Origin of the sequence: Paenibacillus terricola, assembly GCF_014779765.1 — a bacterium.
In the GTDB taxonomy this organism is placed as follows: domain Bacteria; phylum Bacillota; class Bacilli; order Paenibacillales; family Paenibacillaceae; genus Paenibacillus_T; species Paenibacillus_T terricola.
Window position 1 is genome coordinate 144,786 of the sequence record NZ_JACXZA010000001.1, and the last position, 26,345, is coordinate 171,130.

A 26,345-nucleotide genomic window follows, 5' to 3' on the forward strand; every position below is an offset into this window, starting at 1 on the left:
GCTTGCTAGGCTTGGCCACTACAAAAGGGAGGGATTCAAGTGAAAGGAAACAGAAAAAGAATGTGGTTAATGCTGGCGTTGTCCGTTATTCTGACGTTCACGCTCGCCGCTTGCGGCAGCAGTAAAGACAAAGAAACGAGCAGTACGACAGATACGACTAAGGCAACAGATTCGAAGACGGACACAGCTTCGACAGATAAAGACTCGTCGACCGCTCCGGCAGATACGGGTATTGACCATTCCAAGGCAGTGAAGCTCGTTGGCTACCTGCTCGGCGAAGCGCCGAAAGGCATGCCGGAAGTGATGGCTGCGCTGAATGAGAAGCTGCAGAAGGACATTAATGCAACGCTCGAGATCAACTATATCGGTTGGGGCGATATCGCTTCCAAGTATCCGCTGATCCTTGCAGCGGGTGAAGATGTCGACTTCGTCTTCACGGCAGACTGGAACTTCTACGTGCAAGAAGCGAACAAAGGCTCCTTCAAAGAGATCACGACGGATCTGCTTCAGAAATATATGCCGAAGTACTATGCTAAGCAGGACGCATCAGCTTACAAGGCTGCCCAAGTGCAAGGCAAGCAGTACATGATTCCAACGACGACGCCTGACCGCAAGGTTAACGTAATCGTTCTTCGCAAGGATGTCATGGACAAGGCGGGTCTGACGAATCCGACGAAGCTGTCGGAGCTGGAGCCGTATTTTGCAGAGATTAAGAAAGACTACCCGAACATGACGCCGCTGAACTTGGATTCCCAATATGATTTGCCTGCGCCATTCGGTGCGTTGGTATCGGAGAAATTCGCTTATGCGGGCGCTCCCGGCGATTCCGGCGATCCGTCCGGCGTCGGCAACTATATGGATCTCGAGGATCAATCGGGCAAAGTGCTCAGCATCACCGACGAGCCGGTACAAGGCGCATTCAAATACGCTGCAGGCATCATGAAACAATGGTACGATGCGGGATATGTAAACAAGAATCCGTATTCGAACAAAGTTCGCTCGAAAGACAACTTCTGCGAGAATAAAGCAGGCGTCGCTTTCGGCAACTCGATCGATATTCAAGCTACGCTTGCTTCGTGTAAGGAGAAAGGCATCGACACGTACATTATGCCGGTTCTCTCGCCGTCGGGTCATGCGCCTGCTAACAGCTGGTTGAACAACGGCGTCGCAATCGCTGCTGGTTCGAAGAACCCAGAGCGCGCGCTGGAAGCGCTGGATCTGCTCATGCAGGACGAATCGTATGTCATGACGGACTACTACGGCATCGAAGGCAAGAACTACGTGCTCACTTCCGACGGCAAGCTTGGCCTGCCAGAAGGCGTTGCAGCAGCCGATAACACGTACCCGCCAGACGCAGCAGGCTTCTGGTTCGTGAACAAAGATTTCTTGAAACCAAGCGTAAGCTGGACGGATTCTTACATCGATCTGAATAATAAGGTCAAAGATTATTTGATTCAAATCCCGTATCTCGGTTTCTCGTTCAACTCGGATAATGTGAAGACGGAGATCGCGAATTTGAAGAACGTCTCGACGCAATACTTCCTGCCGTTCGCTGTTGGTTCGGTCAAGGACGTAGATGCATCGTTCGATGCGCTCGTTTCCAAAATGAAAGCAGCAGGCGTAGACAAAGTGAAGACGGAGCTTGAGACGCAAGCTTCGGCATTCCTCGCCGCTAAAGGGTAAATCGTAGTTGCGGCCGTCTCTCGCCAGTCATGGCGGGGACGGTTTTTATTTTAGAGAGAGAGCGGGATGCTGGAGAGTAAGTGAGTATGGTAGTAGGTAGAAGATAGTAGGGATCATGCATGTTATTGTGCTGCTGAAAGGTGGGGAACATATGAATGTACGAATAGTGGCTTCTACGTATCAAGGATGGTCGTCTGTGGTGCTAGAGTCTGAGCTTGTTCGAGTGGAACTCATTCCGCAATTAGGCGCCAAGATTGTGTCATTGTCCTATAAGCCTACAGGCAAGGAGTGGCTGCTTGATGCCGGCGAGCGCGAGCTCAAGCTCAAGCAGGCGGATGGTTTGTCCTTCGGGCAATTGGATATGAGCGGTTGGGATGAGTGCTTTCCGACGATTGATGCATGCTCGATTGAGCTGGAGGATGCGGTGGTTGTATCGCTGCCCGATCACGGAGAAGTGTGGTCTTTGTCTTGGGAGGCTTCGCTGGGAGCGGACTCCGTATGCTGCTCGGTAAACGGCGCTGCGCTGCCATATGAGCTGTCGCGGACGATTTCGTTTGCAGATGAGGGTATCGTACGGATGGATTACCGCGTAGTCAATCTTGGGGAACAGTCAATGCCGTTCCTATGGGTGCCGCATCCGCAATTCGCTGTTGAAGAGCCGACGCAGCTTGAGCTTCCGACATCTACGGAGGATGCCTTATGTGTGTTCGGAGAGCTTCATCATCAGACGGGCGAGCGATATCGATGGGATGAACTGTCGTTGATTAGCGCTGCTGTAAGTGGAGACGGACATAAGTATTACGCTCCTTCTAAGCGGGAGGAGGGCTGGTGCAGGCTGCTCGCTCTAGGCAGTGGGAACTGGCTGCGTCTCGAGGTGGATCCGCAGCAGGTTCCATACTTCGGCGTGTGGATCGATGAGGGGATGTTTAATGATCGCAATGTCATTACGCCGGAGCCTTCGATCGGTTATTATGATTCGCTGGCTCGTGCAGTGGAGAACGGGAGCGCGCCATTCATTGCTCCTGGAGACGCATATGAATGGTCGATGAAGCTTCAACCGGGAGAGATGGAGCCAGGGCATCTTAATAAATAGGGTTGACGAGCATTTGGCGGGTATGATAAATTATTGGCAAATATTTCATTATTGAACGTGACGGAAGCACCGTCAGATAACGCCTTAGCCGGCGTCATCTGGCGGTGCTTTTTTGTGCGTTGCGAAGGAAGGAGCAGTCATGTTCGAGCAACCGATTCAACTCGTATTCGCATCAACGGATGTAGAGTATGTGCATCGCGTCGCACAGTTCGTAAGAGATTCGCCGCCGCTGGCGGAGAGATGGCAGCTGACCGCGTTCACGAACAGCGCAGCGCTCCGCCATTATTTGCGCAGCGGCTTCCCCGCCGATATGGTTGCGGCGGACGGGGCAATGCGCGCGGAGCTTGCGGCTTCCGGCGAATGGCCGGCTATTCCCGCGGCCGCGCTGTGCGAGGGTCCCGGCGAGTCTGTCCAGCCCGAAACAAGGGCGGTGAAGCGGCTGCAGCCGCTGCCGCAATTGTTTCATGCGCTGCATGCCATCTATGCTGAGCAGTCCATGCCAAGACGGCTTGCTGATCCTGGCGAAGGCGCCAGCGTTGCGGTTGTTTGCTCGGCGTCTGGCGGAGTCGGCAAGACGACGCTGTCGATTCATTTGGCGCATCAGGCGGCATTGACGGGCTGCCGCACCTTTTATTTGAACTTAGAGGTTTGGAACGGAACGGATCTATGGCTTGGTGGTGGACATGGGGAGTCCGATGGCGGGATGGATGGTTTCGCACAGCTTCTATATACGCTGCAAAGCGACCCAGAGCAGGCGGCTTCTCGATTGCCCGGCTTCTGCCGTACGGATGCATTATTACGTTTCGACTACTTTGAACCTTGCCGTAATCCGGAGGATCGGATATCGCTTACCGCTGCAACCGCTCTCCAGATGATTGAAACGATCGCACGAAGCGGGCTTTATGAGCTCGTTGTAATCGACTTGGATGGCATGGCGAGTGAGCTTCATATGGCTGTATTCGAACGCTGCAGCCAACTGATCTATTTGGAAGAGAACTCGCTGGCTGCTAATCGCAAGAAGGAGCGGTTTCTCTCCTATGCGCGAAGCAAGCGGGGTGAACCGTTTCGGCAGGTTGAGCAGCATATGATTACCGTTCGCCGAGGGGAGAGGACGGCTGAGGGAGCGAATCAGCCGCTTGGTCAAACGGAGAGAAACCGTGGTACACGTGCGCATGCTGCTGTCATTGAACTCCCGTTCATCGAGACATGGCGCATGCGTGACGGCGGACGCTTGCTGCCATCATCGCGTCTGCGTGGTGCGTCGGAACGTGTGCTTGCGGCAGTTGGTCTTGGCGCGAAGGAGCACGTGATGTGATGACGGAACAGCTGGTGCTTGCATTGAAGGAGGCTGTAAGGCAACGAATCGATATGAATGGCTCGATCTCTGACGAACGGCTTCGTCAAGCTTCGGAGCAAGTGGTATTCGAGTGGTGCGCCGGCAAGCAGGTGACGGCTTCGGATAAAGCTGCACTCGTGCGGCGCGTATTTCACTCCTTCCGCGGACTCGATGTGCTGCAGCCGCTCGTTGACGATCCGGAAGTGACGGAGATTATGATCAACGGTCACCAGCATATTTTCGTCGAACGGAAAGGGCGACTTACTCGCTGGCCGACAGCGTTCGAGAGCGAGGAGCGGCTTCACGATATGATTCAAGCGATTGTCGCCAGCGTCAATCGGACCGTCAATGAGTCGAATCCGATCGTAGACGCTCGCTTGAAGGACGGGTCACGTGTGAATGTCGTGCTTCCGCCTGTCGCATTGTGCGGACCATCCCTGACGATTCGGAAGTTCCCGAATCAGCCTTTGGACATTGAATCGCTCATTCGGTTAGGCGCATTACCCGCTGAAGCTGCTGTATTGCTGCAGCAATTGGTCACTGCCAAATACAATGTGTTCGTCAGCGGCGGGACGGGGTCCGGCAAGACGACGCTGCTCAATGCGATGTCCCGATTCATCCCGTCGGATGAGCGTGTCGTTACGATCGAGGATTCCGCAGAGTTGCAAATTCGCACCATTCCGAATCTTGTCCCGCTCGAAACGCGCAATGCAACGACTGAAGGCAAAGGCGAAATCTCGATTCGCGAGCTTATTCGGGCATCGCTGCGTATGCGGCCGAATCGGATTATAGTCGGCGAGGTACGGGGAGCTGAAGCGCTCGATATGCTGCAGGCGATGAACACCGGACATGACGGGTCGATGTCGACAGGGCATGCCAACAGCGCCCGAGATATGGTCTCACGGCTGGAGACGATGGCCCTAAGCGCAGCGGCGCTGCCGCTGCCTGTCATCCGCCAGCAGATCGCTTCAGGCATCGATATCATCGTCCATCTAGCACGGCTTCGGGATCGAACGCGCCGAATGACGGAGATTTGTGAGGTGGTTGGCATGAAGGACGGCGAAGTCGAGCTCTCGCCGCTCTATCAGTTTGTGGAGCGAGGCGAGCGTGATGGGATCATTATCGGCGGTTTAGAGCCGACGGGAAGAACGCTGCAGCGCGATCATAAGTGGCGAATGTCCGGCATGGGGCCATTGCCTGGCAGCAGCGTTCAAGGGGGTGCGGAAGAGTCCAGTGGCATCCATCATGGTTAAGCAGCAGCAGAAAGAAGGGCGCACCAAAGGACAGAAGATGTCTTTATACAGCATGGCGGAGTGGCTGGGGTGGCATTTTCCAACGTCGCGAGATGATCAGAGGATGACCGACTATACGGTATACAGACTTTCGCCTCGGCAATTTGCTGGCACGATGGGGGTAGGAATGAGCTTCGCATTCGTGTTGTTCTATGAGTTCTATCAGTCATTTGGAGCAGCCGTCGTTCTGGCGACTATCGGTGTCGTACTGCCTCGGTATTATCGGGCGAGTCTGCTTGCGAAGCGGCGTGGTCGTCTGCAGCTGCAGTTTAAGGAAGCCCTGTACAGCGTAACTTCCTCGCTTGCGGCGGGGCGTTCCGTTGAGAATGCATTCGTTGCAGCAGAAGCCGATCTACAGATGCTTTATCCTGGCGGCTCAGCGGATATCGTTCGTGAATTTGCCGTGATCCGGCATCGGATGATGAACGGCGACTCGCTCGAGAATGGTCTGCGGCAGTTCGCGGAGCGCGCGAAGCTGGAAGATTTGACACAGTTCGTGGATGTGTTCTCGACATGCAAGCGAACAGGCGGCGATCTGGTTGAAGTGATGCGGCGGACAGCGCAGGTAATCGGCGAGAAGCTGGACACCCAGCAGGAGATTGCCGTCATGATGGCACAGAAGAAGTTTGAATCTCGCATCATTATTGCAGCTCCGTTTGTTTTTGTTGCGGGTCTCAATCTTATGGCGGCCGATTATATGATGCCTCTTTACAACCGGCCAATGGGATATGTGCTGCTTACAAGCTTGCTTGGTGGATTTGCATGCTGCGGCTATTTTATTAACAAGATCATGACCATTCGGATGTAGTCATTCAGGCAGCGATCAAGGACACGGAGAGTGGGTCGTTATGATAAATTGGGCACTGCTGTTGGCGGCGGGCAGCGGGTTGCTGTGGTGCATCGCTGTACTGCTGGTCTGGAAGAAGGATCAGGCGGAGCGAAGATCTTCAAGCGCGGGGATAGGAGCGAAGTCAACTTTATCTTTGCAGGATCGATGGCTGATCTATGCGCCGCTTGAAGCAGCGCGCCGAACCGGTCTGCTCGTAAAGTTGCAGTTACCGTTAGCTAGCCTTCATGGCAAGCTTGTCGTGCTCAGGGGCAGCAGCTGGCAGTATGCGGACACGGAGAAGTTCGCAGCCAACATAATCGGTATTGGCTGGGCGTCTTGGACAGGAATTGCGCTCCTCGCAGCGATGGCTCATGAGAATGTGATGCTGTGGCTCGGGACGCTGATCGGCATTCTGCTGCCAGTGTCCAAGCTGCGTGCCCCAGCCATTCAATTAGAGCGGAGGCGTCAGGACATTGTAATGGCGCTGCCTGATTTGCTCGGCAAGCTGATGCTCCTCGTCGGAGCGGGAGAGACGGTTCAGCGCGCCATTGCAAGATGTGTGGATGCGCAGTCTATCGCAATGAAAACGCGGCTTGTGCAGTCGCAGCAGCGTAAACGGGAGACGTCGGTGCTTGAACTGCCGCTTCAGGAGGAATGGCTCCGAATGGTGCATGCGCTTGAGAACGGTGTCTCGTTCGCCAATGCGATCGAGGCATTCAGTAAACGGTGCGCCGTGCAAGAGGTATCGATGTTTGCGACCGTTATGCTGCTTCATTATCGGAAGGGAGGTGAACAGTTCGCGCTGGCGCTTCGCGAATTGTCATTCTCGCTCTGGGAGAAGCGCAAAGCGACTGCGCGCATGCGCGGCGAGGAGGCTTCGTCGAAGCTTCTTTTTCCGATGGTCGGCATCTTCTTCCTGCTGCTCATTGCAATAGGGACACCGGCTGTACTCGTGATGAATTTATAGAATTTATAGTGCTGGTCGCTCAATTTGGAATTACGAATCAAGATGGAGAGGGTTGATTGTAATGACGGGTAAGTTAGTCGAATGGGGAATGAGGCTAGGCGCTAAGTGGAATGCAAGGAATGCGCGGCTGATGAAGTCGGAGGAAGGTTTAGGTACGGTCGAGATTATCTTGATAATTGCCGTTATTGTGACTGTCGTACTGATCTTTAAAGATAAAATCAGTGAACTTATCGAGAGCCTAATGGGATCGGCTGACACGGAAACGCAAAAAGTATTCTCCTAATCATGCGGAGGCGCATGAAGCTACTGCACAACGAATCAGGCAGTTTTACGCTGGAGGCGACACTCGTCTTCCCGATCCTTCTTATGATTATCGTCATCGTCATTCTGTTCGTGTGCTACATCTATGAGAAAGCGGTGCTCTACGGCGCCGCTTCCGTCACATCGGAGCAGACTGCATTCCTGTGGGATAACAGCTATCGCAATATACGTACGGGTCTTGCGGGAGAAGGTGAATATGACGGGCTGTATTGGCGGATTAAGGACGATGAGCTTGTACAGTCCTTGTTCGGATTAGGGGAGTCAGATGATGCCGACGCGATGGTGCCAATCGGCAGCTCATCTTCCAGTGGGAGCAATAAGGCCGATAACCATACAAACTCGCTTGTGGAAAATAAACTGATGCGAACGACGCAACATCTAGAAGGAGTGTTGTTCGGCGAGAATCGGTATACCAGGAAACTGACAAGCCGATTCGTCGAAACTGCGCTTCGAACGCCGATGGAATCGAATGTACTCCGCCGATTGGATGACCATTACGAGCAGGCTTCGTTGGCCTCTTCTATTATTGTGGATCCTGTTGAGTTTATCCGGACGGTCGATCTTGTTCGCTATTATACGAGTAAGCTGGGCTCAGGCGAGGGTGGAAGCAGTGCGAGCAAGAAGAAAGAAGCGGGAAGAGTACTTGCGCAAACAATGGAGCAGTCTCCACAGCCGAAGCGATGAACAGGGGGGAAGCGAGGAATTGGCTCAGGGGAAAGCAGGCAGATCACAGGTTCGTAGACGGCAGCACACGTTCCGTATGTTCGTTAGACGTCTGCTTCGCCGCAGCGAAGGAGCCGTTACGGTGTTCTTCATTGTTGTAATAGCAATGATATTGCTGCTTAGCACGGTGCTCATCGATTATGCGCGCATTGCCTCCTTCCATACATTGACGGAGCATGCTGTGCGTACTGCAGCTCGTTCCGTACTATCTGCCTATGACGCCGCCTTATATGAGCGATACGGTTTGTTCGCCAGAGGCGGAACGCCAGGCGAGACGATATTTGAGAAGAGCTTGCGTGGAACGCTTGAATATGACGGCGGCGATCTTGGATATCGGCCGATGATTCCCAGCGTTGACCGTTACACAGTAGAGACGGCTGCTTATTTGGGAAGATACGATGTACTGGGTCGTCAGATTCTGGAGGAAATGAAAATCAAAGCCCCTGTTGATTTCATGATCGATATGGGGTCGCGATTTACGTCGATGTCGAAGCTGATGAAGGAAACGTCTACCACCTCCGAAGCGCTTGCGCAAACCGGGAAGCTGTATGACAAGCGTCAGAAAGCCGCACTGACGGCACTGGATCGGATGCGTGATCTTGCGCAGCTTGCATCTGGTAGCATGACTGGCGATGAAGCGGCATCGCTTGCATCGAATTTTGCTTCATATGAGGGGTGGGAGCAGTCGGCGGACAGCTTATCTTCATCCATTGCCAATGCCGAGGTGCGGCTAGCCGCTGGATCGAACCTAACTACTAAAGAGAAGCAGGCACTCAAAGATGAGATTTCCTCGATGGAGCAGCAGCGTCAGTCTCTTCGCTATCAAATAAGTGCCTATTTGAACAACATGTGGACGTTGGCTGACAACATCCATATGAGCACTTCGGATGCGCTATCTGAGCTGCCGCGGCTTGCGCAGTCGGTTATTGATCAGATCGCACAAGCGGAAGCTCATAACCGGGATATTCGAACAGCTGTTGCACAAGCAGAGAGTTCAGTTGCCGCAGGCTATGATCGCGTCTCAGACCAATCGGAAGCCGCAGACAGTGAGACATCCGATCATGCAGAAACAGTGCACCAGCTCAGAAAGTCCTCGGAGCAGCTGGTATGGGAAGATCGATGGTTTACTTCATTTCGCAAGGAAATTGAACAGCAAGCGGAGGATTTGAAAGCTGTAGCGGCTGCGGCAGATACGTTCGCAGCCAGTGCGGAGGTGGCAAGCGCTGGGAGTGGCGGAGACGCTTCGGCTCTGTCAGCGGAAGCTGCAAGAATCCAGCAGGCGTATAACATTTTTGCGCAGCGGTATTTGTCTCCGGCAGCTATCATTACACAGCGTGAGCAGCTCATTCGTGCAGCGGATGCGGCAGATAGACAGCGTAAACGGGAAGAAGCAGAAGCGAAGTCCATTATGAATGACACCAAACGAATGATGTCTTCCGGTACGACAGATGACATGACAACGGATGAGACTGAGCGATATAAGCAAGTGGCAGCGCGATATGATGCGAACCGTTTGTTTAATACCGCCGCTGATGAAGCCGTAGAGGCTGCTGCACAATGGGAAGATGATGTCGAAGGTCAGCGTGAGAGTTCAGTTTCCATGATGGGCGCGTTATTCAACGGGCTGGCTGATATGCTGGCGGGAACACGGGACACGCTCTACACGGGTGAATATGTGTTCCATCGCTTTCAATCCTATCAGTCGCAGCTGAAGATGACCGCAGGAGGCAATAACGTTAGCGAGACAATTGGACATGCCACAGCGTTCGGCAATCAAGAAGCGGAATACATTTTGTATGGCTTTGACAAGCCGGGTGCCAATGTTGCGGCCGCTATGGCCGAGATTTTCGGACTGCGGTTCGCAATCAGGCTAACGGAGGGCTTCATAGAGTGCCGTTCGCTTGGGCATCCGCTGCTGGTGCTTTCAGGTGCCCTGCTATATGCGGCCCGGAATGCTGCGATGGATATGAAAGATTTGATGGAGAAGGGTTCAACGAAGCTAACCAAGTTTGCTGCGGTGGACATTCGATATTCAGATTACTTGCGTTTGTTTATGCTGCTTCATGGCGGGGGCGACAAACGGCTATCACGTATCGCTGCCGTTATCGAGACCAATACAGGGACTGATCTTTCACTAACGCCGGCAGCGGTGTCGGCTTCGGCGGATGTTTCGATGAAGCTGTTGTTTCTGCCCGGTGCGATGAAAGTGCTGGGGAGGTTTGGGCTGCTGCAAGGAAAGGTGGTAGGCAATCGATATGAGACAACGAAGCTGGTTGGCGCTGCATATTGAGCAACTCTATCTACGAATATATCCTCGAGAGAACAATCGATGCAGAGACAAACAGCTGCAGGATCGGGAAGCGGGCAGCATTGCGCTGGAGGCTTCGATCATCGTTCCGTTGTTTCTCATGTTCGTCATTGCGGTCGTCCTTCTTATTCGTACGACATCCGTACAGATGGGCCTGCAATCCTCTTCTGTTCAGCTTGCCAAGCAAGTGGCGACGCATTGGAAACCGATACAATTAGCAAGCGATTCGCTTGAACAGAAGGGTTCGTCTCAAACCTCTTCCTCCTCATCAACTGGTTCATCAGCTGGATCGGAGACAGCACCCTCAGCTGAGAAATTGTCCGGTTGGAGGGAGATTGCCGCCGATGCGGCCTCCAAGCTGCCCGAACCGATAGGGAAGTTGTCCTCTGCTGCGCTGCGCGGCGATTGGGATTCGATTGAGGACTTCGCGATCTCGACAGCGGGACGCTCCTTACTGACACCTGTGCTTCGCGAATTGGCTGATCAAGCGGTGCTTCAACCGGAGCGGTTGTCGCTCCACAACGCAGTGCTCCCCTCATTGTCAGGCGGAAACAATGCTTACGTGGAACTTGTAGCGGAGTACCAATTTCCGATTCGCATTCCGATCAGCAATAAGTCCTTTGTCCTTCGGGAGAAAGCGGTAGAGCGTGCATGGCAGCCAGATCCGATACCGGCGCACTATACCGCAAGCAACGATGCGATACCGATTCAGATCATATCCGTTCAGCCAGACCCTGTTCATCCCGGCCGCAAAGCAACTGTTGTCGTCCGGACGAATCCGAATACCGAATTGAAGTTATCCATTCGATATAAGAGCGGGTACAGCCAAGCGAAGAATGTGGGAACCGCTTCGTCGGATGCAAATGGTTATTTACAGTGGACATGGCTGGTCTCCGGCAATACGACACCGGGGATATGGCGTTTGGATGTAACGGCGGCTGGTGGTAGTTCTGCGGGTAGAACACTAGCAGTGGAGAAAATAAAGTCATGATAGAGGTCGTTCAATAAGTTCGCTTTTGATCACGCACTAATAGATAACTGGCAATAGAGAGAGGGTGAATCATTGGCTTATTGTGGAGCAGCAGTTCTTATTGGCTGTGCATTGCTGACCGATATCCGAAGCATGCGAATACCAAACATGCTGTGTGCAGCAGCATTCATCACCGCCCTCTTATATGGAGCAATTTTATCGGGAATAGGAGGACTGTTGGCAGCGCTGATCGGTACAGCCGCTGGGCTTGCACCGATGCTTGCCATGTATGCAGCCAGAGGGATCGGAGCAGGCGATGTGAAGCTGTTTGGCGCATTGGGGGCTTGGCTCGGCATCCAGCAGGTGTTAAATGTAATGCTCTATTCCATTTTGTACGCGGGAGTGATTGGGCTGCTGCTAATGGCCGCTTGCTGGATTTGGGAATGGCCATCTCGTCTTCTGAGTCGGGAACCGTTCTTGCATCACGATGGTCAGCGGCAGAGACGAAGACCTGTGCGATTTCCATTCATGCTTGCGGTTGCTCCTGCAGCTTTAACATGCTGGTTGATGCTATAAGAGGTCATTCTCAGTAAGGTACGCTTTTGATCACGAAGCAACACGTACTATGAGGCTGCAATTGGCTTTATATAGATTCAGCAAAGGAAAGAGGGGAACGAATGGGGCCATTTCGAGTGGATTTCGCTATGAATCGAGGGCATGAATTGATTCTTGACCGCGAACAGCCAATTACGCGTGAAGAGCTCGATACGATGGAATTGCAAATGCTGCGCAGCAATCAAGTGCCGTTTCTGCTGCCCGTTGAATGGATTGAGATCGACGGATGCGTAACGTTCCGGTACAGCATCGAGGGCCGAAGAATGTTATCCCATCAACTGCAGCTTCAAGCGATAACGATGCAGCAATTTTATATGTGCCTGCTCGCCATTACGGAAGCGATCGACGCCTGCAAATCCTATCTGCTAAGACCGGAGTGCTGCATGCTCGACGAGATGTATATCTTCGTAGGGGAACGTTGGGATGATGTGTCGCTCTTGTATGTTCCGTTTCGCAATAAAGAACAGGCGGCGGATGAGCTGATGGCGTTCTTACCGCTAATCATGCGTCTTGCCGCTCATGTTCAACAACTGGATGGGGATGGTTTGCAATCGATTCTAAGGCAAGTCAACGACAGCCGCAGTGTACGTCCATCTTTAATACGGACACTGCTTCAATTGATAGGCGGAGATAGCAAAGAACATCTAAAGGCAGCAACAGCCGATTCCTCCACTAACAGCCGAAGGGAGAGACCGATTGACTGGAAGACGTCGAATGCCGCTGTACCATCATCAAGTGTTAATAAAGGCGATGCGAAACAGCAATCACCGTCGGTTCTATCCAATGAATCAAACCAAATCTATCAGTCAGGAGATTATTCCTACGGGGATGAACAGGCTATTGTTATATCTCAGCAGCAATCGGAATCTTCTTATGATCAAACAGTCTTTGGGACGCAGCAACCGCATGAACTAAAGTTGAGCACATTGGAAGCAGATGATGAGCAAGGAGCTGGGTCGGAGCAGCAATCTCGTAACAAATGGCTGATGATAGGCGGCTCTGCAATTGCGACTGCTCTCGTATGGCGGTATACATATGCCGATCATCCCTCGTCCGGCAGCCTTATGCTAGCATCTGGTGCTACTCTCTGTGTTGCTGCAGTGCTCTTCTTCCTGCTTCGCCGTCAAAGGACCAATGATATATTAGGACAGCCGAAAGATCAGTTATCGGGTGCTATTCAAAGTGGTCGGGAAGGCGTTTCATCAGAGCTTCATTATTGGCCGGATTCACAGCTGTTGGAGCGAAGAAATGAACACGGGGAGCCGAATCGGGTTGATTCTGCCACGATTGCAGAGAAGCGGTCAGCAAATGGGTACCCAGTCGTGACGCACGGAAGAGGAGCTGAGAGCAGCGCATCTAACGTAACATCATCGACAGCTGCCGCAGTTACAGTGTGGATGGGCGGCAGTGCAGTTGATCAATCCGATAGGATGACAGATAGGTTGAAGGGACAGACAAGATGGGAAATCGAACGAGTCCTGAACGGCAAGCGAGAACAATATACACTGCCAATCGATCAAGCAGAGGCAGCGGCGTTTGTAATTGGAAGGTTCTCAGAGAAAGCAAACGTTGCAGACGATCATCCCGGCATATCGCGTGTTCATGTTGAGTTTGACCGTTCTGGAGACGGTTATAACGTGAAAGATATGGGGTCGCGCAATGGGACGACGCTTAATGGCAGCCCCATGATCGCGTACAAAAGCTATAAGCTGAACAATGGCGACACGCTTCAGCTTGCCGGAAATGCGGGTCCCGTCTATACGGTTCGGCAGGTAGGGTAGTGGAGGGGGGATATGTTTAGAAAAAGCACCGTTGAATGAATAGGCGCTCGTGAAGTCGGCCTATCATTCAACGGTGCTTGTGCATGGGATCGAATTAGGATTGTCGTGCAATGGCTTGCATCGCTTCATCTACGGTCGGATAGCGGTAACGGAACCCTGCCTCCAAAGCCTGGCGCGGCACAACGTGCTGGCCTTTCAACAGCAGGGAGGACATTTCGCCTAGAGCCGTCTTGAACACGAATGCCGGGATCGGAAACCAATGGGGACGCTTGAAGGCTCTAGAGATGGCACGTCCGAATTGCTCATTCGTGACCGCCTCAGGAGCGCAGGCGTTAATGGTGCCAGATAGCCCTTCGGTATCGAGGCTGAATAGGATCAGCCGTACCATATCCTCAAGGTGAATCCATGGGAGCCATTGACGTCCGCTGCCAATCCGTCCGCCGACGAACAGCTTGTACGGCAGTGCCATAAGCGGGAATGCGCCGCCTTTGCCATCAATAACGACACCGATTCGAAGCCTGACCACACGCTCCGCCTCGATCGCCTTAGCCGCTTCTTCCCACTTCAGCACGACCTGTGCGAGAAAATCGTCTGCACTCGGCTGCGGGAGACTCGTCTCATCGAATACACCTGTCTCGGAGGAGCCGTATACGGAAATGCCGGACGCTTGTACGACAACACGAGGCTTCTCATGCTGTGCTTCGATGAGTGCGGCCGTTCCAGCGGCTGCCCGCACTCGAGATTCGATAATGCGCGCTTTGCTTGCTGCTGTCCACCGCTGGTTGATGGATTCGCCTGCTAGATTAACAATGGCATCAATGTGCCCGATCTGCCCAGGCAATGCTGCTTCTTCCCAAGATGCATAAGCGGCATCCGGTCGCTGCTTCTCGATCTGCGGGACGCGTCGTGTAATGATGACGACCTCATCGCCCCGGGCAACGAGTGCATCGACGAGTGCGTTCCCGATATAGCCGGTCCCGCCTGTTACTGCGATTCGCATCCGTATACACGCTCCCGACAAGATAGGTGATCTTACTCGATTCTATTCTTATTCCTTGACAGCCTCGATCTTCGTCAACTGACGAGTGCTGCTGTCACCGCTCGATTGCTCGGTATATTCGATCTTAACTTTCGAATTGCTAGGGATAGCGGATGCTTGTGCCTCCGACTGTTCCGTCAATTGATAGACGAATACGCCTTCCTCTGTCGTAATCTCCGCAGAGTGGGAGTCTGCTAATCCGTTATAGGTGCCCGTCGTTTGCTTCACTTCATTATTCGAAGCGGAAGTTGCATCTTCTGCGCCGCTGCCCGCTTGAGTTGATTGATCGCTATCGCTTGATTCCGTATCGGAATCCGAGTCTGCAGTGCCTGTCTCTGCGACGCCTGTCGATTCGCTGCCATTCGCGGAGCTTTCCACGCTGCTGCCGTTGTTCAGTGATTTGGATTTATCGCCGCAGGCTGCAGTCGTCATAAGCGCTGCTAGTAGGATGGATGCTGCAATCGTGCGCACGGTGCGGCTTTTTCTTTGCTGATTCAATACGTTCATGTGGTTGTACCTCCTGGCCGTTCGATTTCAGTATGTATTACCCTGCTGCGGCCCGGATTAATCGCAAGCCTTACTTGTTCAGCAGATGCGTGAAGGCAGAATAGTCGATTCCCCGTTTATTCAGGAAGCTGACGAGGCTTCGATAATCTCGCTTCGGCGTTGCCCGGATATAGCCTTCGATGCAGTGATCGCGCGATACTTCCGGGTCGCCTTTCTCAATGGCAACCTGTGCGATTCGTGCAGCAATCGAATGCCGTGCAATATCGCGGAAAGCGCTTGGCACCGGCGACACGAGTTCTTCTAAGAACGATTTGGAATCGTCGCTCCACATGCCGCGGCTGCGGTCGACCCAATAATTTTGCCAATCGAGCTTCGATTTGCCGTCTCGCTTGGGCAGTACTTTAAGAAATTTGCGGAACATCATAAAGCCGCCGATCGACATGAATCCGATCATGACGACGACCCAGAAAATAATGAAATACATGAACCAGCCTTGTCCATTCATGGTTAGCATTCACCTCTTGATGAATTATACCGTATTCCTAGATTTATTTCGATATTGCTTGTACAATAAGGGGTGATTCAAGGTGAAACGGCTGTGCCGTTCTTTATACGGCGCTGTGCGTTTCATTCCGGAGAAATATGAGTAAACCTCAATCGAAGCCATTCGAGGTTGAGCGACCGCGGTTAGAGGTAGGCTTTATCGCCAATAAGAATTTAAATCTTTCCTGATGATTGGGAAGCTTATAAATTCTTATGTGGTAAGCTTACGTATTACGTATGTAACTTATATAGTCTTATATTTAAGAAAGGGGCGTACAATCTCAATGTTGAAAATAGGCTCCCATGTTTCATTTTCTGACAAAGGACTGCTTACGGCTGCTGAAGAAGCGGTATCCTACGGCTCCAGCTCATTCATGATTTACACAGGTGCACCGCAAAACACCCGGCGCAAGCCGATTGACACATTATATATTGAAGAAGGACGCGCAGCTATGCGCAAGGCGAATATCGACGAGATCGTCGTGCATGCGCCGTACATCGTTAACCTTGGCTCTTACAAGGACGATACGTTCGAGCTCGCCGTCAACTTTCTTCAAGAGGAAATTCGCCGCACGGACTACCTCGGCGTAAGCAATATCGTACTTCACCCTGGTGCTTATACGGACAAGGATGCGGAGTACGGCATCAATCGGATTGCTGCAGGCCTTAACCTCGTGCTCGAAGGCACGAAGGAGACGAAGGTCAACATCGCGCTTGAGACGATGGCGGGCAAAGGGACGGAGATCGGCCGCAGCTTCGATGAGATTGCTGCGATCATCGATAAAGTTCGCGACAACGAGCGTCTGACGGTCTGCATGGATACGTGCCACATTCATGATGCTGGTTACGATATCGTCAATGATCTGGATGGCGTGCTCGCTGAGTTCGATCGCATTGTCGGCTTGAATCGAATCGCTGTCGTTCACTTGAACGACAGCAAGAATCCTCGCGGCGCGGGCAAAGACCGCCATGCTCCTGTTGGCGCTGGCTGGATCGGTTATGAAGGCATTCGCAATGTTGTTCATCACGAGGCGCTGGCTGGCCGTCCATTCATTCTGGAGACGCCATGGATCGGCAAAGACGACAAGAAAGAGCGTCCGATGTATGAAGCGGAAATCGCATTGCTTCGCGGCGATGCGGCTGAACGTTTCGGCGCATCGTACTTCGACGATGTAGAGCGTCTGCAGCGCTTCTTCTCCGACATGTCGATCGAGGCTCGTCCATACGTTTTGAACGTGTGGGATGTACTGAAGAATGACGCTAAGGCTAAGAAAGCGGATCCGCGCGAGCCGATGGATCGTCTGTATGATCTTATTATGGAACACAGCGTGTTCCCGGAACTGTCCGAGGAGCATATCAACCACCGTCTGATCGGTTGGTTCGCAGGCAAGGCAGCGCTCGTTAATGCGTAATGCCTAGCTTGCAAATATTGAATTAGTAAGTGTGAGCGAGAGGATGAATGGTTCGCTATGCAACAACCTTATCAACCTCAGCAGTCCCAGCAGCGCAGCGACACAAGCAAGCGCGCTCGGATGCTGATTTCCTGCCCGGATCGACCGGGCATCGTCGCGGCTGTGTCGCATTTCTTGCATGAGCACGGCGCGAACATTGTGCAATCGGATCAGTATACGATGGATCCGGAAGGCGGCATGTTCTTCATCCGCTTTGAGTTTGATTTGAACGATATGGAGCGCGAGCTTCCGATTCTTCAAGAGGACTTCACACGGGTGGCAGACCGTTTCGAGATGAAATGGCACACATTCCGCGCAAGCCGCAAGAAACGGATCGCGATCTTCGTATCGAAGGAAGACCACTGTCTGCTCGAGCTGCTCTGGCAGTGGCAGGCGGGCGACTTGGATGCAGAGATTGCGATGGTTGTGAGTAATCATAACGATATGCGCGGCCTGGTCGAAGGCTTCGGCATTCCGTATCATCATATCCCGGTTACGGCTGATTCGAAGCCGGAAGCGGAACGCAAGCAGATGGAGCTTGTTGCGGACAAAATCGATCTCATCGTGCTTGCGCGATACATGCAGATCATCCCGCAGAAGTTCATCGAGCAGTTCCCGAATCGTATCATTAACATTCACCACTCGTTCTTGCCGGCGTTCGTCGGAGGCAAGCCGTATCATCAAGCATATCAGCGCGGTGTGAAGATTATCGGCGCAACGGCGCATTATGTGACGGAAGAGCTCGACGGCGGCCCGATTATCGATCAGGACGTGCAGCGTGTAACGCATCGCGACAACGTTGACAACTTGAAGCGCATCGGCCGTACGATTGAGCGAGTCGTCCTTGCTCGTGCTGTTAAATGGCACATCGAGGACAGACTTCTCGTGCATCAGAACAAGACGGTAGTGTTTAACTAAAAGGGTTATAAACAAGGCTGTCCCGAACGTCATTCTCCGATAATGACTTCTGGACAGCCTTTTGCTCGTTCGTATGTCATTTTGCAACAGTACCTTCATAAAGACGATTAATTCATGCTGCGTCTGGCAACGCTAATATTGGCTGGTACTGCCGAGGCAGCATACTGCCCGGCAGCCTGTTCACATATCCAAGGCTCTATTGGAACGGCACTAAATTTTACACAGACGCCGCTGCCAATAGAGCCATTTTGTGTGCATCTGTCAAGGTTGGTAATTATCGAACTTTACGAAAGTTTTTTATTATTTTCCGATGAACGTTCGGTTTAAGCTTGAATTTGCTCGTCTGTATAATATATTTTTATGAATGGCATCGGATATCGTAATCGCCCCGCACCGTATTTAGATATGGTAATGCACCTTGGAGAGTGGTACAATATTTCAAAGCCATTGCGCACGCTAGTACAAGCGCGCATTATCCATACAGAGAGATAATAAAGGCATTATAAAGGGCAAATAGGAGGAATTTAGCAATGACAGTTACGCAAAAGTCCATCGATCAGCTTTCGATCGACACGATTCGCACGCTGGCGATCGACGCGATCGAAAAATCGAAATCGGGCCACCCGGGCATGCCGATGGGTGCAGCGCCAATGGGCTACCAATTGTTCGCAAAAACGATGGTACACAATCCTTCGAATCCATCCTGGATTAACCGGGACCGTTTCGTCCTGTCCGCAGGCCATGGTTCGATGCTGCTTTACAGCCTTCTTCATCTGTCCGGCTACGGTCTGTCGATCGAAGAGATCAAAAACTTCCGTCAATGGGGTTCCAAGACACCTGGTCACCCAGAGTTCGGCCACACGGCAGGCGTTGACGCTACGACGGGTCCGCTCGGTCAAGGCTTTGCAATGGCTGTCGGCATGGCGATGGCGGAAGCACAACTCGGCGCTACTTACAATAAAGACGGCTTTAAAGTCGTTGATCACTATACGTATTCCATTTGCGGCGACGGCGACCTCATGGAAGGCATCTCCCATGAAGCGGCTTCTCTCGCAGGCCACTTGAAGCTCGGAAAGCTTGTTGTACTGTTCGATTCGAACGACATCACGCTCGACGGCGAGCTGAACTTGTCGAGCTCGGAGCTCGTTCAGAAGCGTTTCGAAAGCTACGGCTGGCAAGTGCTGCGCGTAGAAGACGGCAACGATCTGGAGGCAATCTCCAAAGCAATCTCGGCAGCACAAGCGGAAGCTTCCAAGCCAACGCTGATTGAAGTGAAGACGGTTATCGGCTACGGCAGCCCGAATAAAGGCGGCAAAGGCGGCCATGCAGGCCCGCACGGTTCCCCACTCGGTCCGGACGAGACAGTTCTGACGAAACAGTTCTACAACTGGGAGCATGAGCCGTTCACGGTTCCTGCTGAAGTATCGGCACACTTTGGCGAAGTGAAGCAAGCAGGCGAGAAAGCAAACGCTGCTTGGGACGCTGCTTTTGCACAATATAAAGAAGCTAACCCAGAACTCGCTGCACAGTTCGAAACGGCAATTGCCGGCGATCTGCCAGCAGGTTGGGACGCTGACCTTCCGGCTTACACGACGGAAGACAAGCCGCTGTCGACGCGTGTTGCTTCCGGCAACGCTCTGAACGGCCTGGCTAAGAACATTCCGAGCTTCGTGGGCGGTTCCGCTGACCTCGAAAGTTCGACGATGACGCATCTTAAAGGATTGCCGGTGTACAAAGCAGGTCAATACGACGGCCGAAACATTTACTTCGGTATTCGTGAGTTCGGTATGGCTGCTGCAATGAACGGCATCACGCTGCATGGCGGTCTCAAAGTATACGGCGGTACGTTCTTCGTATTCACCGACTACCTGCGTCCAGCAGTTCGTCTGTCGGCACTGATGAAGCTGCCAGTAACGTATGTACTGACGCACGACTCGATCGCAGTCGGCGAAGACGGCCCTACGCACGAACCAATCGAGCAGCTTGCATCGCTGCGCATCATCCCTGACCTGACGGTTATCCGTCCGGCTGACGCTAACGAGACGTCCGCTGCTTGGGCTTACTCGGTAGAGAACAAATCGAACCCAGTTGCGCTCGTGCTGTCGCGTCAAAACCTGCCTGTACTCGAAGGTACGGCTGATAAAGCGCGCGAAGGCATCAAAAAAGGCGCTTACGTTATCTCCGAAGCAGCGAACGGCCAACCAGTTGCACAAATCATCGCAACGGGTTCCGAAGTTCAACTGGCTGTAGCGGCTCAACAAGCGCTGGCTGCAGAAGGTATCCAAGTTCGCGTTATCAGCATGCCGAGCTGGGATCTGTTCGACAAGCAATCGCAGGAGTACAAAGACTCCGTATTGCTGCCGAATGTTAAAGCTCGTCTAGCAATCGAGATGGCTCATCCGTTCGGTTGGGATCGTTTCGTCGGCGACCAAGGCGCAGTACTCGGCATCAACACGTTTGGCGCATCCGCTCCTGGCGACCGCGTCATCAAAGAGTACGGCTTCACGGTTGAGAATGTTGTCAGCAAAGTTAAAGGTCTGTTGAAATAGTCACACGGCTTAAGCATAAGGCGCAGCGCTATCCGCGCCGCGCCTTTGCTTTCTTATAGTGCGTGTTGATCGACCTCTTATTTCATTCATGCAAGGGAGAGTTGACTAATGTCTCAGTTCGATAATGTATCGGTAGTAAAAGAAGCAAACGTGTATTTCGATGGCAAAGTAACGAGCCGCGCTGTTATTTTTGCAGATGGCACGAAGAAGACGCTCGGCATTATGATGCCAGGCGACTATGAGTTCGGTACAGACTGCATCGAAATTATGGAGATCCAGGCGGGCGACCTGAAGGTGCTGCTGCCAGGCGAGACAGAATGGTTACATATTCAAGGCAAGGGCGAGTTCACCGTACCTGCTAATACGAAATTCAAGCTTCAAATCGCAACAGTTACCGATTATATCTGCTCTTATATCCACGAGTAAGAATGAGCAGCTGAGCTTGGTACGGCGCTAGTGGAGGAAGACGCATGAGTCGAATTCGACAGCGGACGAGAAGGCCGCATGCTTGTCGCATGCGGCCTTCTCGTTAACCATATAAGACTTTCACTTTGCGGAACTTCATTTACTTCATGATTTGGCTTCGCCAATAGCTCGTCCGATCCACTGCTCGTATACTTTCGCAACGGCTGACAGATCAAGCTGGCCATGACCGGCTGTGTCGCCGACTTGGTACAGGCTCTTGGCTGCTTCAAGCAGAGGCGTTGGAACACCAAGCTTATCGGACAGAACCGACGACAGCCGCAAGTCCTTGAGCATTAGCTCAAGCGCGAACTGCACGCTGTAGTCTTGATCGAGCAGCTTGCTGCCCTTCAGCTCAGCTGCTTTGCTCGCAGCACCGCCAGACTGGATGAGCTCAAGGAAGGAGCCGCCGTCAATGCCGCCTTTGGCAGCAATGGCGAAGCCCTCCATCAGCGCTGCGGTATTAATGCCGACGACTGTATTGTGGGCCAGCTTCGCAACGGCACCGCTGCCGCTTGGTCCCATCGGAATGACCTTCCGTCCCATTGCGAGCAGGACAGGTTCCACGGCAAGCGCCGCCTTGGCGCTGCCTCCGACCATGAATACAAGCATGCCAGCTTCGGCTGCAGGCTTGCTGCCCGTGACCGGAGCATCGAGGAAGACAGCTCCACGGTCAGCCGCATCTGCTGCTAGACGACGTGCCAGATCGGGTGAAATCGTGCTGCTGTCGACGATTACCGTACCTTCGGATACGGCGGAGAAAATGCCTGTCTCGCCATCATAAACGTCGCGGATCGAATCGTCGTTGCTGACCATCGTAATGACGATCGAACGACCGCGGGCAGCTTCAGCCGGGGTTGCAGCAATCGCTGCACCAAGCTCGCGAAGCTGCTCCGCCTTAGCGGCGGTGCGGTTATAGACGGTCACTTCGAAGCCTTTGCTCAGCAGGTTGGCTGCCATAGCGTAGCCCATCGTGCCAAGGCCGATAAAACCAATGGATGTTGTCATAGCAATAACACCTGCTTTCTATAATCGTTTTGCTTGCTTTAAACAATAAATCTTCACCTTGTATTGTAACATAATCCTCAAATCATGATTTTAGGGAGGCAATACTGATGAGTAAAACAGTTCAATTTGATTACAGCAAAGCATTGACGTTCGTCGGCCAGCACGAGGTTGATTACCTGACAAGCCAAGTGAAACTGGCGCATGAGCAGCTTCATAACGGTACGGGCGCAGGTTCCGACTACCTTGGTTGGATCGACCTTCCTACGGCATATGACAAAGAAGAATTCGCACGCATCAAACAAGCGGCTTCGAAGATTCAATCCGATTCCGAAGTACTGATCGTTATCGGTATCGGCGGTTCGTACCTCGGCGCTCGCGCAGCGATCGAAATGCTGTCGAACTCGTTCTACAACGTTCAGACGGACGCTAACCGCAAAACGCCGCAAATTTTCTTCGCAGGCAACAACATCAGCTCGACTTATGTAACGCACCTTCTGCAGCTGCTTGAAGGCCGTAACTGGTCGATCAACGTCATCTCCAAATCGGGTACGACGACGGAGCCGGCAATCGCTTTCCGTATCTTCAAAGACGCACTCGAGAAGAAATACGGCAAAGAAGAAGCTCGCACACGCATCTATGCTACGACGGACAAAGCAAAAGGCGCACTGAAGACGCTGGCAACGGCTGAAGGCTACGAGTCGTTCATCATTCCAGACGACGTGGGCGGACGCTATTCCGTGCTGACGGCTGTAGGCCTCCTGCCAATCGCAGTTGCTGGCATCGACGTTGATGCGATGATGAAAGGCGCAGCTGATGCATCCGCTGAATACAGCAACCCGAACCTGGCTGAGAACGAAGCTTATCAATACGCAGCTGTTCGTAACGCCCTGTATCGCAAAGGCAAAGCAACGGAAATTCTCGTGAACTACGAGCCATCGCTTCACTTCGTATCGGAATGGTGGAAACAGCTGTTCGGCGAGAGCGAAGGCAAAGACTACAAAGGCATCTATCCAGCATCTGTTGACTTCTCGACAGACCTGCATTCGATGGGCCAATTCATCCAAGAGGGCAACCGCAACATCTTCGAGACGGTTATCCAAGTGAAGGAAGTCGCGGAGCACATTACGATTCAGCGCGATGCAGAAGACCTTGACGGTCTGAACTTCCTCGAAGGCAAAACGCTTGATTTCGTTAACAAAAAAGCGTTCGAAGGCACACTGCTTGCTCACACGGACGGTCAAGTGCCGAACCTGATTGTTAACATCGCCGACATGACGCCATACACGTTCGGCTACCTGGTATACTTCTTCGAGAAAGCTTGCGGCATCAGCGGCTACCTGCTGGGCGTGAATCCGTTCGACCAACCGGGCGTTGAAGCTTACAAGAAGAACATGTTCGCACTGCTCGGCAAGCCTGGCTACGAGAAAGAAAAAGCGGAGCTGGAAGCTCGTCTGTAATGCTGCCTAGATATCGAACGCTAAGACGCGAGGGCGACAAGGAAATCGTCATCCGCAAGTCGCGTTTTATCGGGTATGGCACGCCGGTCGCCTCCGAGGAGGAGGCGATCGCCTTCATTGAACGGATCAAGAAGCTTCATCGGCAGGCGACGCACAACTGCTCGGCCTATGTGATTGGCGAACGCGACGAGATTCAGAAGGCATCGGATGACGGTGAGCCTAGCGGCACTGCAGGTAAGCCCATTCTCGAGGTCATCAAGAATCAGGGTCTCAAAAATGTAGCCATCGTCGTCACCCGCTATTTCGGCGGCATTCTGCTCGGCGCTGGCGGCCTCATTCGTGCCTATGCAGATGGCGCTGTTGCTGCCACAGAGGCAGGCGAAGCGATTGAATATGTGCTTCACCGCGAAGTAATCGTTGACGTTGATTACACGTGGTACGGGAAGCTGGAGAATGAGTTCCGCGGCCGCGAGCTGCGCGTTGAGGGAACTGATTTTACCGATCGCGTGACCGTGACCTGCCTGCCAGTTGATGATGAAGCCGATTCGTTCATCGCATGGGTGACGGATCTGACGCAAGGGCAGGCCGTCATCATGAAAGGCGAGGCAGTCTACCGAATCGACGGCGAATAACGATAAGCAAGTAACAGGGTGCGGAAGAGCCGTTCCATTTTCGATAACAATCGGATGGAGCGGCTCTTTTTCTACATATATGACTATTTCTAATGTAACGTATCAATTTTCTACATAAAGCATTGACGGGGTGCCTTTACGTCTGCTAAATTAAGAATACCAAGTACTTTAATAGGAATTGTATATCAAGCAAGGCAAGCTACGTTGTCCTACGGCTCGAGCCGATGGTTTGGAGGTCTGTCCACTGATATGAATTTAAAGTTCCGCAGCCGATGGTGGAGCTTCGGTTTCCGAAGTACAGTTATGCTCTACTTCATCATGTTAATCGTGATCCCGATTATTGGCATTTACACGCAATCATTCTCGCTGGGATGGACACCATTCTACGAAAGCATATCCGATCCACTTGCATGGAAGGCTGTGCTGTTAACCGTCAAGCTGGCTATTATAGCAGCGATCATCAATATTCTTATAGGCACAATGATTGGCTGGACGTTGAACCGTTACAAGTTCGCTGGACGCCGGCTGCTTAACAGCCTTGTCGATCTGCCGTTCGCATTGCCGACCGCAGTAGGCGGATTAATGATTCTGCTGCTGCTTGGACCGAACAGTGTGGTTGGATCGCTTGCTGAGAAGCTAGGCTTCGAGATTGTGTTCCATGAGCCTGCAATCGTTGTTGCAATGGTATTCGTTACGTTCCCGTTCGTCATCCGTGCCGTACAGCCGCTTCTAGAGGAGCTGGACAAATCGGAGGAAGAAGCAGCTTACACGATGGGCGCGACGAAAGCTAAGACGTTTATTCGAATTATCTTTCCATCTTTATTGCCAGGCGTATTGAGCGGCGGCATGCTTGCATTCTCTCGTGCGCTCGCTGAGTTTGGCGCAGTCGTACTGGTAGCTGGCAACATCCCGGGTAAGACGCTCATCGCTTCCGTTTATATTTATGGTGAAATCGAGAGCGACAACTCGCAAGGAGCAGCGGCGGTTTCCATTTTGTTGTTAACCTTCTCCTTCCTCATTCTGTGGATCGTTAGCAGAGTTCAAGCGAGGAGGAGCGCCAAATGAAGAAATTATGGATTCCGATCACTTATATCATTTTTATTATTCTTATAATTATACCGTTAATTCGTATCTTTACCGGCGCTATGGGGGATGGCTGGGGCGGCTTCTCCGATGCGCTGAGCCGACCTGAAGCGCTGCATGCGCTTATGATGACCGGACTTATCACGATCGTTGTCACGATCATCAACACGTTGTTCGGGGTTATGCTGTCGCTCTATCTCGTCCGGGCAGAATGGATGCCGGGCAAGCTGAAGCAGCTGCTTAACAGCATTCTGGATCTGCCGTTTGCCGTATCGCCAATCATTGGCGGTCTTATGATCGTCCTGCTGCTTGGACCAAACACGGCATTGGGCTCGTTGCTTAATGATGCGGGCATCAGCATTGTTTACGCATTCCCAGGGATGGTTATCGCCACTTTATTCGTGACGTTCCCGATGATGGTTCGCGAGATCATGCCGGTGCTTCAGGAGATTGGCAGTTCCCAGGAGGAAGCGGCCTCGACGCTAGGAGCGTACTCGTGGTACACGTTCTGGAAGGTCACTTGGCCGGCCATTCGCTGGGGCGTCATCTACGGTGTTGTTCTGACGGTCGCACGATGTTTCGGTGAATTCGGGGCAGTGCTGGTCGTTTCAGGCAATATTATTAATAAGACTCAGACGGCGACAACGCTCGTCTATCAGGACGTTGAGAACTTTAATGTAACAGCAGCCAACGGCGTTGCACTCGTATTGGCAGCTTTCTCCGTCGGATTGCTTTTGCTCATGGAATGGGCGAAGAAACGAAAGGAAGTGCATTAGAC

At 52.5% G+C, this 26,345-nt stretch carries 24 protein-coding genes; 20 read left to right on the top strand and 4 right to left on the bottom strand.

The features are described from left to right. The first annotated feature begins 39 nt into the window (after positions 1 to 39). The 12 genes from H8B09_RS00665 (at position 40) to H8B09_RS00720 (ending at position 13,918) form a co-directional block, all read left to right on the top strand. Positions 40 to 1,683: a DUF3502 domain-containing protein gene (locus tag H8B09_RS00665; protein WP_318152504.1), complete on the top strand. Its 1,644-nt coding sequence runs from the start codon at positions 40 to 42 to the stop codon at positions 1,681 to 1,683. Between the two features lie 151 nt (positions 1,684 to 1,834). Beyond that, positions 1,835 to 2,776, top strand: a complete 942-nt coding sequence (locus H8B09_RS00670) for an aldose epimerase family protein (protein ID WP_191201570.1) — start codon at positions 1,835 to 1,837, stop codon at positions 2,774 to 2,776. 139 nt (positions 2,777 to 2,915) lie between these two features. After that, on the top strand, positions 2,916 to 4,091 hold the full coding sequence (locus tag H8B09_RS00675; RefSeq protein ID WP_191201571.1) for a hypothetical protein: 1,176 nt from the start codon (positions 2,916 to 2,918) through the stop codon (positions 4,089 to 4,091). Then, positions 4,091 to 5,365 (top strand): TadA family conjugal transfer-associated ATPase, encoded by a 1,275-nt coding sequence (locus tag H8B09_RS00680; RefSeq protein WP_191201572.1) that lies wholly within the window; start codon positions 4,091 to 4,093, stop codon positions 5,363 to 5,365. The genes H8B09_RS00675 and H8B09_RS00680 overlap by 1 nt, the downstream gene beginning before the upstream one ends. Next, positions 5,346 to 6,212, top strand: a complete 867-nt coding sequence (locus H8B09_RS00685) for a type II secretion system F family protein (protein WP_318152505.1) — start codon at positions 5,346 to 5,348, stop codon at positions 6,210 to 6,212. The genes H8B09_RS00680 and H8B09_RS00685 overlap by 20 nt, the downstream gene beginning before the upstream one ends. A gap of 40 nt (positions 6,213 to 6,252) precedes the next feature. Next, complete coding sequence (locus H8B09_RS00690) at positions 6,253 to 7,200, top strand: type II secretion system F family protein (protein WP_191201573.1); 948 nt, start codon at positions 6,253 to 6,255, stop codon at positions 7,198 to 7,200. 61 nt (positions 7,201 to 7,261) lie between these two features. Next, the gene (locus tag H8B09_RS00695; protein ID WP_224753184.1) at positions 7,262 to 7,483 is read left to right on the top strand and encodes a Flp1 family type IVb pilin; all 222 of its coding nucleotides are present in this window, start codon (positions 7,262 to 7,264) and stop codon (positions 7,481 to 7,483) included. A 14-nt stretch (positions 7,484 to 7,497) separates the two neighbouring features. Next, positions 7,498 to 8,205 carry a TadE/TadG family type IV pilus assembly protein gene (locus H8B09_RS00700; protein WP_191201574.1) on the top strand — a complete coding sequence of 236 codons (708 nt, stop codon included), beginning with the start codon at positions 7,498 to 7,500 and terminating at the stop codon, positions 8,203 to 8,205. After that, complete coding sequence (locus tag H8B09_RS00705) at positions 8,132 to 10,534, top strand: hypothetical protein (protein WP_191201575.1); 2,403 nt, start codon at positions 8,132 to 8,134, stop codon at positions 10,532 to 10,534. The genes H8B09_RS00700 and H8B09_RS00705 overlap by 74 nt, the downstream gene beginning before the upstream one ends. Beyond that, positions 10,500 to 11,543: a hypothetical protein gene (locus tag H8B09_RS00710; protein ID WP_191201576.1), complete on the top strand. Its 1,044-nt coding sequence runs from the start codon at positions 10,500 to 10,502 to the stop codon at positions 11,541 to 11,543. The genes H8B09_RS00705 and H8B09_RS00710 overlap by 35 nt, the downstream gene beginning before the upstream one ends. Positions 11,544 to 11,615: 72 nt before the next feature. Next, positions 11,616 to 12,098, top strand: a complete 483-nt coding sequence (locus H8B09_RS00715; RefSeq protein ID WP_224753185.1) for an A24 family peptidase — start codon at positions 11,616 to 11,618, stop codon at positions 12,096 to 12,098. A gap of 101 nt (positions 12,099 to 12,199) precedes the next feature. Continuing rightward, on the top strand, positions 12,200 to 13,918 hold the full coding sequence (locus tag H8B09_RS00720; protein ID WP_224753186.1) for a DUF6382 and FHA domain-containing protein: 1,719 nt from the start codon (positions 12,200 to 12,202) through the stop codon (positions 13,916 to 13,918). Positions 13,919 to 14,012: 94 nt separating this feature from the next. Here H8B09_RS00720 and H8B09_RS00725 read toward each other — a convergent pair whose 3' ends face one another. The 3 genes from H8B09_RS00725 to H8B09_RS00735 form a co-directional block, all read right to left on the bottom strand. Beyond that, positions 14,013 to 14,918 (bottom strand): TIGR01777 family oxidoreductase, encoded by a 906-nt coding sequence (locus tag H8B09_RS00725; RefSeq protein ID WP_191201579.1) that lies wholly within the window; start codon positions 14,916 to 14,918, stop codon positions 14,013 to 14,015. A 48-nt stretch (positions 14,919 to 14,966) separates the two neighbouring features. After that, positions 14,967 to 15,464, bottom strand: a complete 498-nt coding sequence (locus H8B09_RS00730) for a LytA/YqiH family protein (protein WP_191201580.1) — start codon at positions 15,462 to 15,464, stop codon at positions 14,967 to 14,969. 70 nt (positions 15,465 to 15,534) lie between these two features. Next, positions 15,535 to 15,969 (bottom strand): DUF2621 family protein, encoded by a 435-nt coding sequence (locus tag H8B09_RS00735; protein WP_191202733.1) that lies wholly within the window; start codon positions 15,967 to 15,969, stop codon positions 15,535 to 15,537. A 322-nt stretch (positions 15,970 to 16,291) separates the two neighbouring features. On the opposite strand from H8B09_RS00735, the gene H8B09_RS00740 reads away from it, so the two are divergent. The 4 genes from H8B09_RS00740 (at position 16,292) to ppnP (ending at position 21,351) form a co-directional block, all read left to right on the top strand. Then, positions 16,292 to 17,419, top strand: a complete 1,128-nt coding sequence (locus H8B09_RS00740) for a deoxyribonuclease IV (RefSeq protein WP_191201581.1) — start codon at positions 16,292 to 16,294, stop codon at positions 17,417 to 17,419. A gap of 57 nt (positions 17,420 to 17,476) precedes the next feature. Beyond that, positions 17,477 to 18,376, top strand: a complete 900-nt coding sequence (purU, locus tag H8B09_RS00745) for a formyltetrahydrofolate deformylase (protein WP_191201582.1) — start codon at positions 17,477 to 17,479, stop codon at positions 18,374 to 18,376. Between the two features lie 530 nt (positions 18,377 to 18,906). Beyond that, positions 18,907 to 20,925 carry a transketolase gene (gene tkt, locus H8B09_RS00750; protein ID WP_191201583.1) on the top strand — a complete coding sequence of 673 codons (2,019 nt, stop codon included), beginning with the start codon at positions 18,907 to 18,909 and terminating at the stop codon, positions 20,923 to 20,925. Between the two features lie 108 nt (positions 20,926 to 21,033). Further along, positions 21,034 to 21,351: a pyrimidine/purine nucleoside phosphorylase gene (gene ppnP, locus H8B09_RS00755; RefSeq protein ID WP_191201584.1), complete on the top strand. Its 318-nt coding sequence runs from the start codon at positions 21,034 to 21,036 to the stop codon at positions 21,349 to 21,351. Between the two features lie 144 nt (positions 21,352 to 21,495). Here ppnP and H8B09_RS00760 read toward each other — a convergent pair whose 3' ends face one another. Next, a complete protein-coding gene (locus H8B09_RS00760) occupies positions 21,496 to 22,395 on the bottom strand; it encodes an NAD(P)-dependent oxidoreductase (RefSeq protein ID WP_191201585.1) in 900 nt (299 codons plus the stop codon). A gap of 107 nt (positions 22,396 to 22,502) precedes the next feature. Here H8B09_RS00760 and H8B09_RS00765 point away from each other — a divergent pair, with 107 nt between their 5' ends. The 4 genes from H8B09_RS00765 to H8B09_RS00780 all read left to right on the top strand — a co-directional run bounded on the left by H8B09_RS00765 (position 22,503) and on the right by H8B09_RS00780 (position 26,343). Further along, positions 22,503 to 23,852, top strand: coding sequence for a glucose-6-phosphate isomerase (locus tag H8B09_RS00765; protein WP_191201586.1), 1,350 nt, complete (start codon positions 22,503 to 22,505; stop codon positions 23,850 to 23,852). After that, positions 23,852 to 24,484 carry a YigZ family protein gene (locus tag H8B09_RS00770; protein WP_191201587.1) on the top strand — a complete coding sequence of 211 codons (633 nt, stop codon included), beginning with the start codon at positions 23,852 to 23,854 and terminating at the stop codon, positions 24,482 to 24,484. Before H8B09_RS00765 ends, H8B09_RS00770 begins: the two co-directional genes overlap by 1 nt. Before the next feature lie 249 nt (positions 24,485 to 24,733). Further along, positions 24,734 to 25,549 (top strand): sulfate ABC transporter permease subunit CysT, encoded by an 816-nt coding sequence (gene cysT / locus H8B09_RS00775; RefSeq protein WP_191201588.1) that lies wholly within the window; start codon positions 24,734 to 24,736, stop codon positions 25,547 to 25,549. Beyond that, the gene (locus H8B09_RS00780) at positions 25,546 to 26,343 is read left to right on the top strand and encodes a sulfate ABC transporter permease subunit (RefSeq protein ID WP_191201589.1); all 798 of its coding nucleotides are present in this window, start codon (positions 25,546 to 25,548) and stop codon (positions 26,341 to 26,343) included. The genes cysT and H8B09_RS00780 overlap by 4 nt, the downstream gene beginning before the upstream one ends. Positions 26,344 to 26,345: the final 2 nt, after the last annotated feature.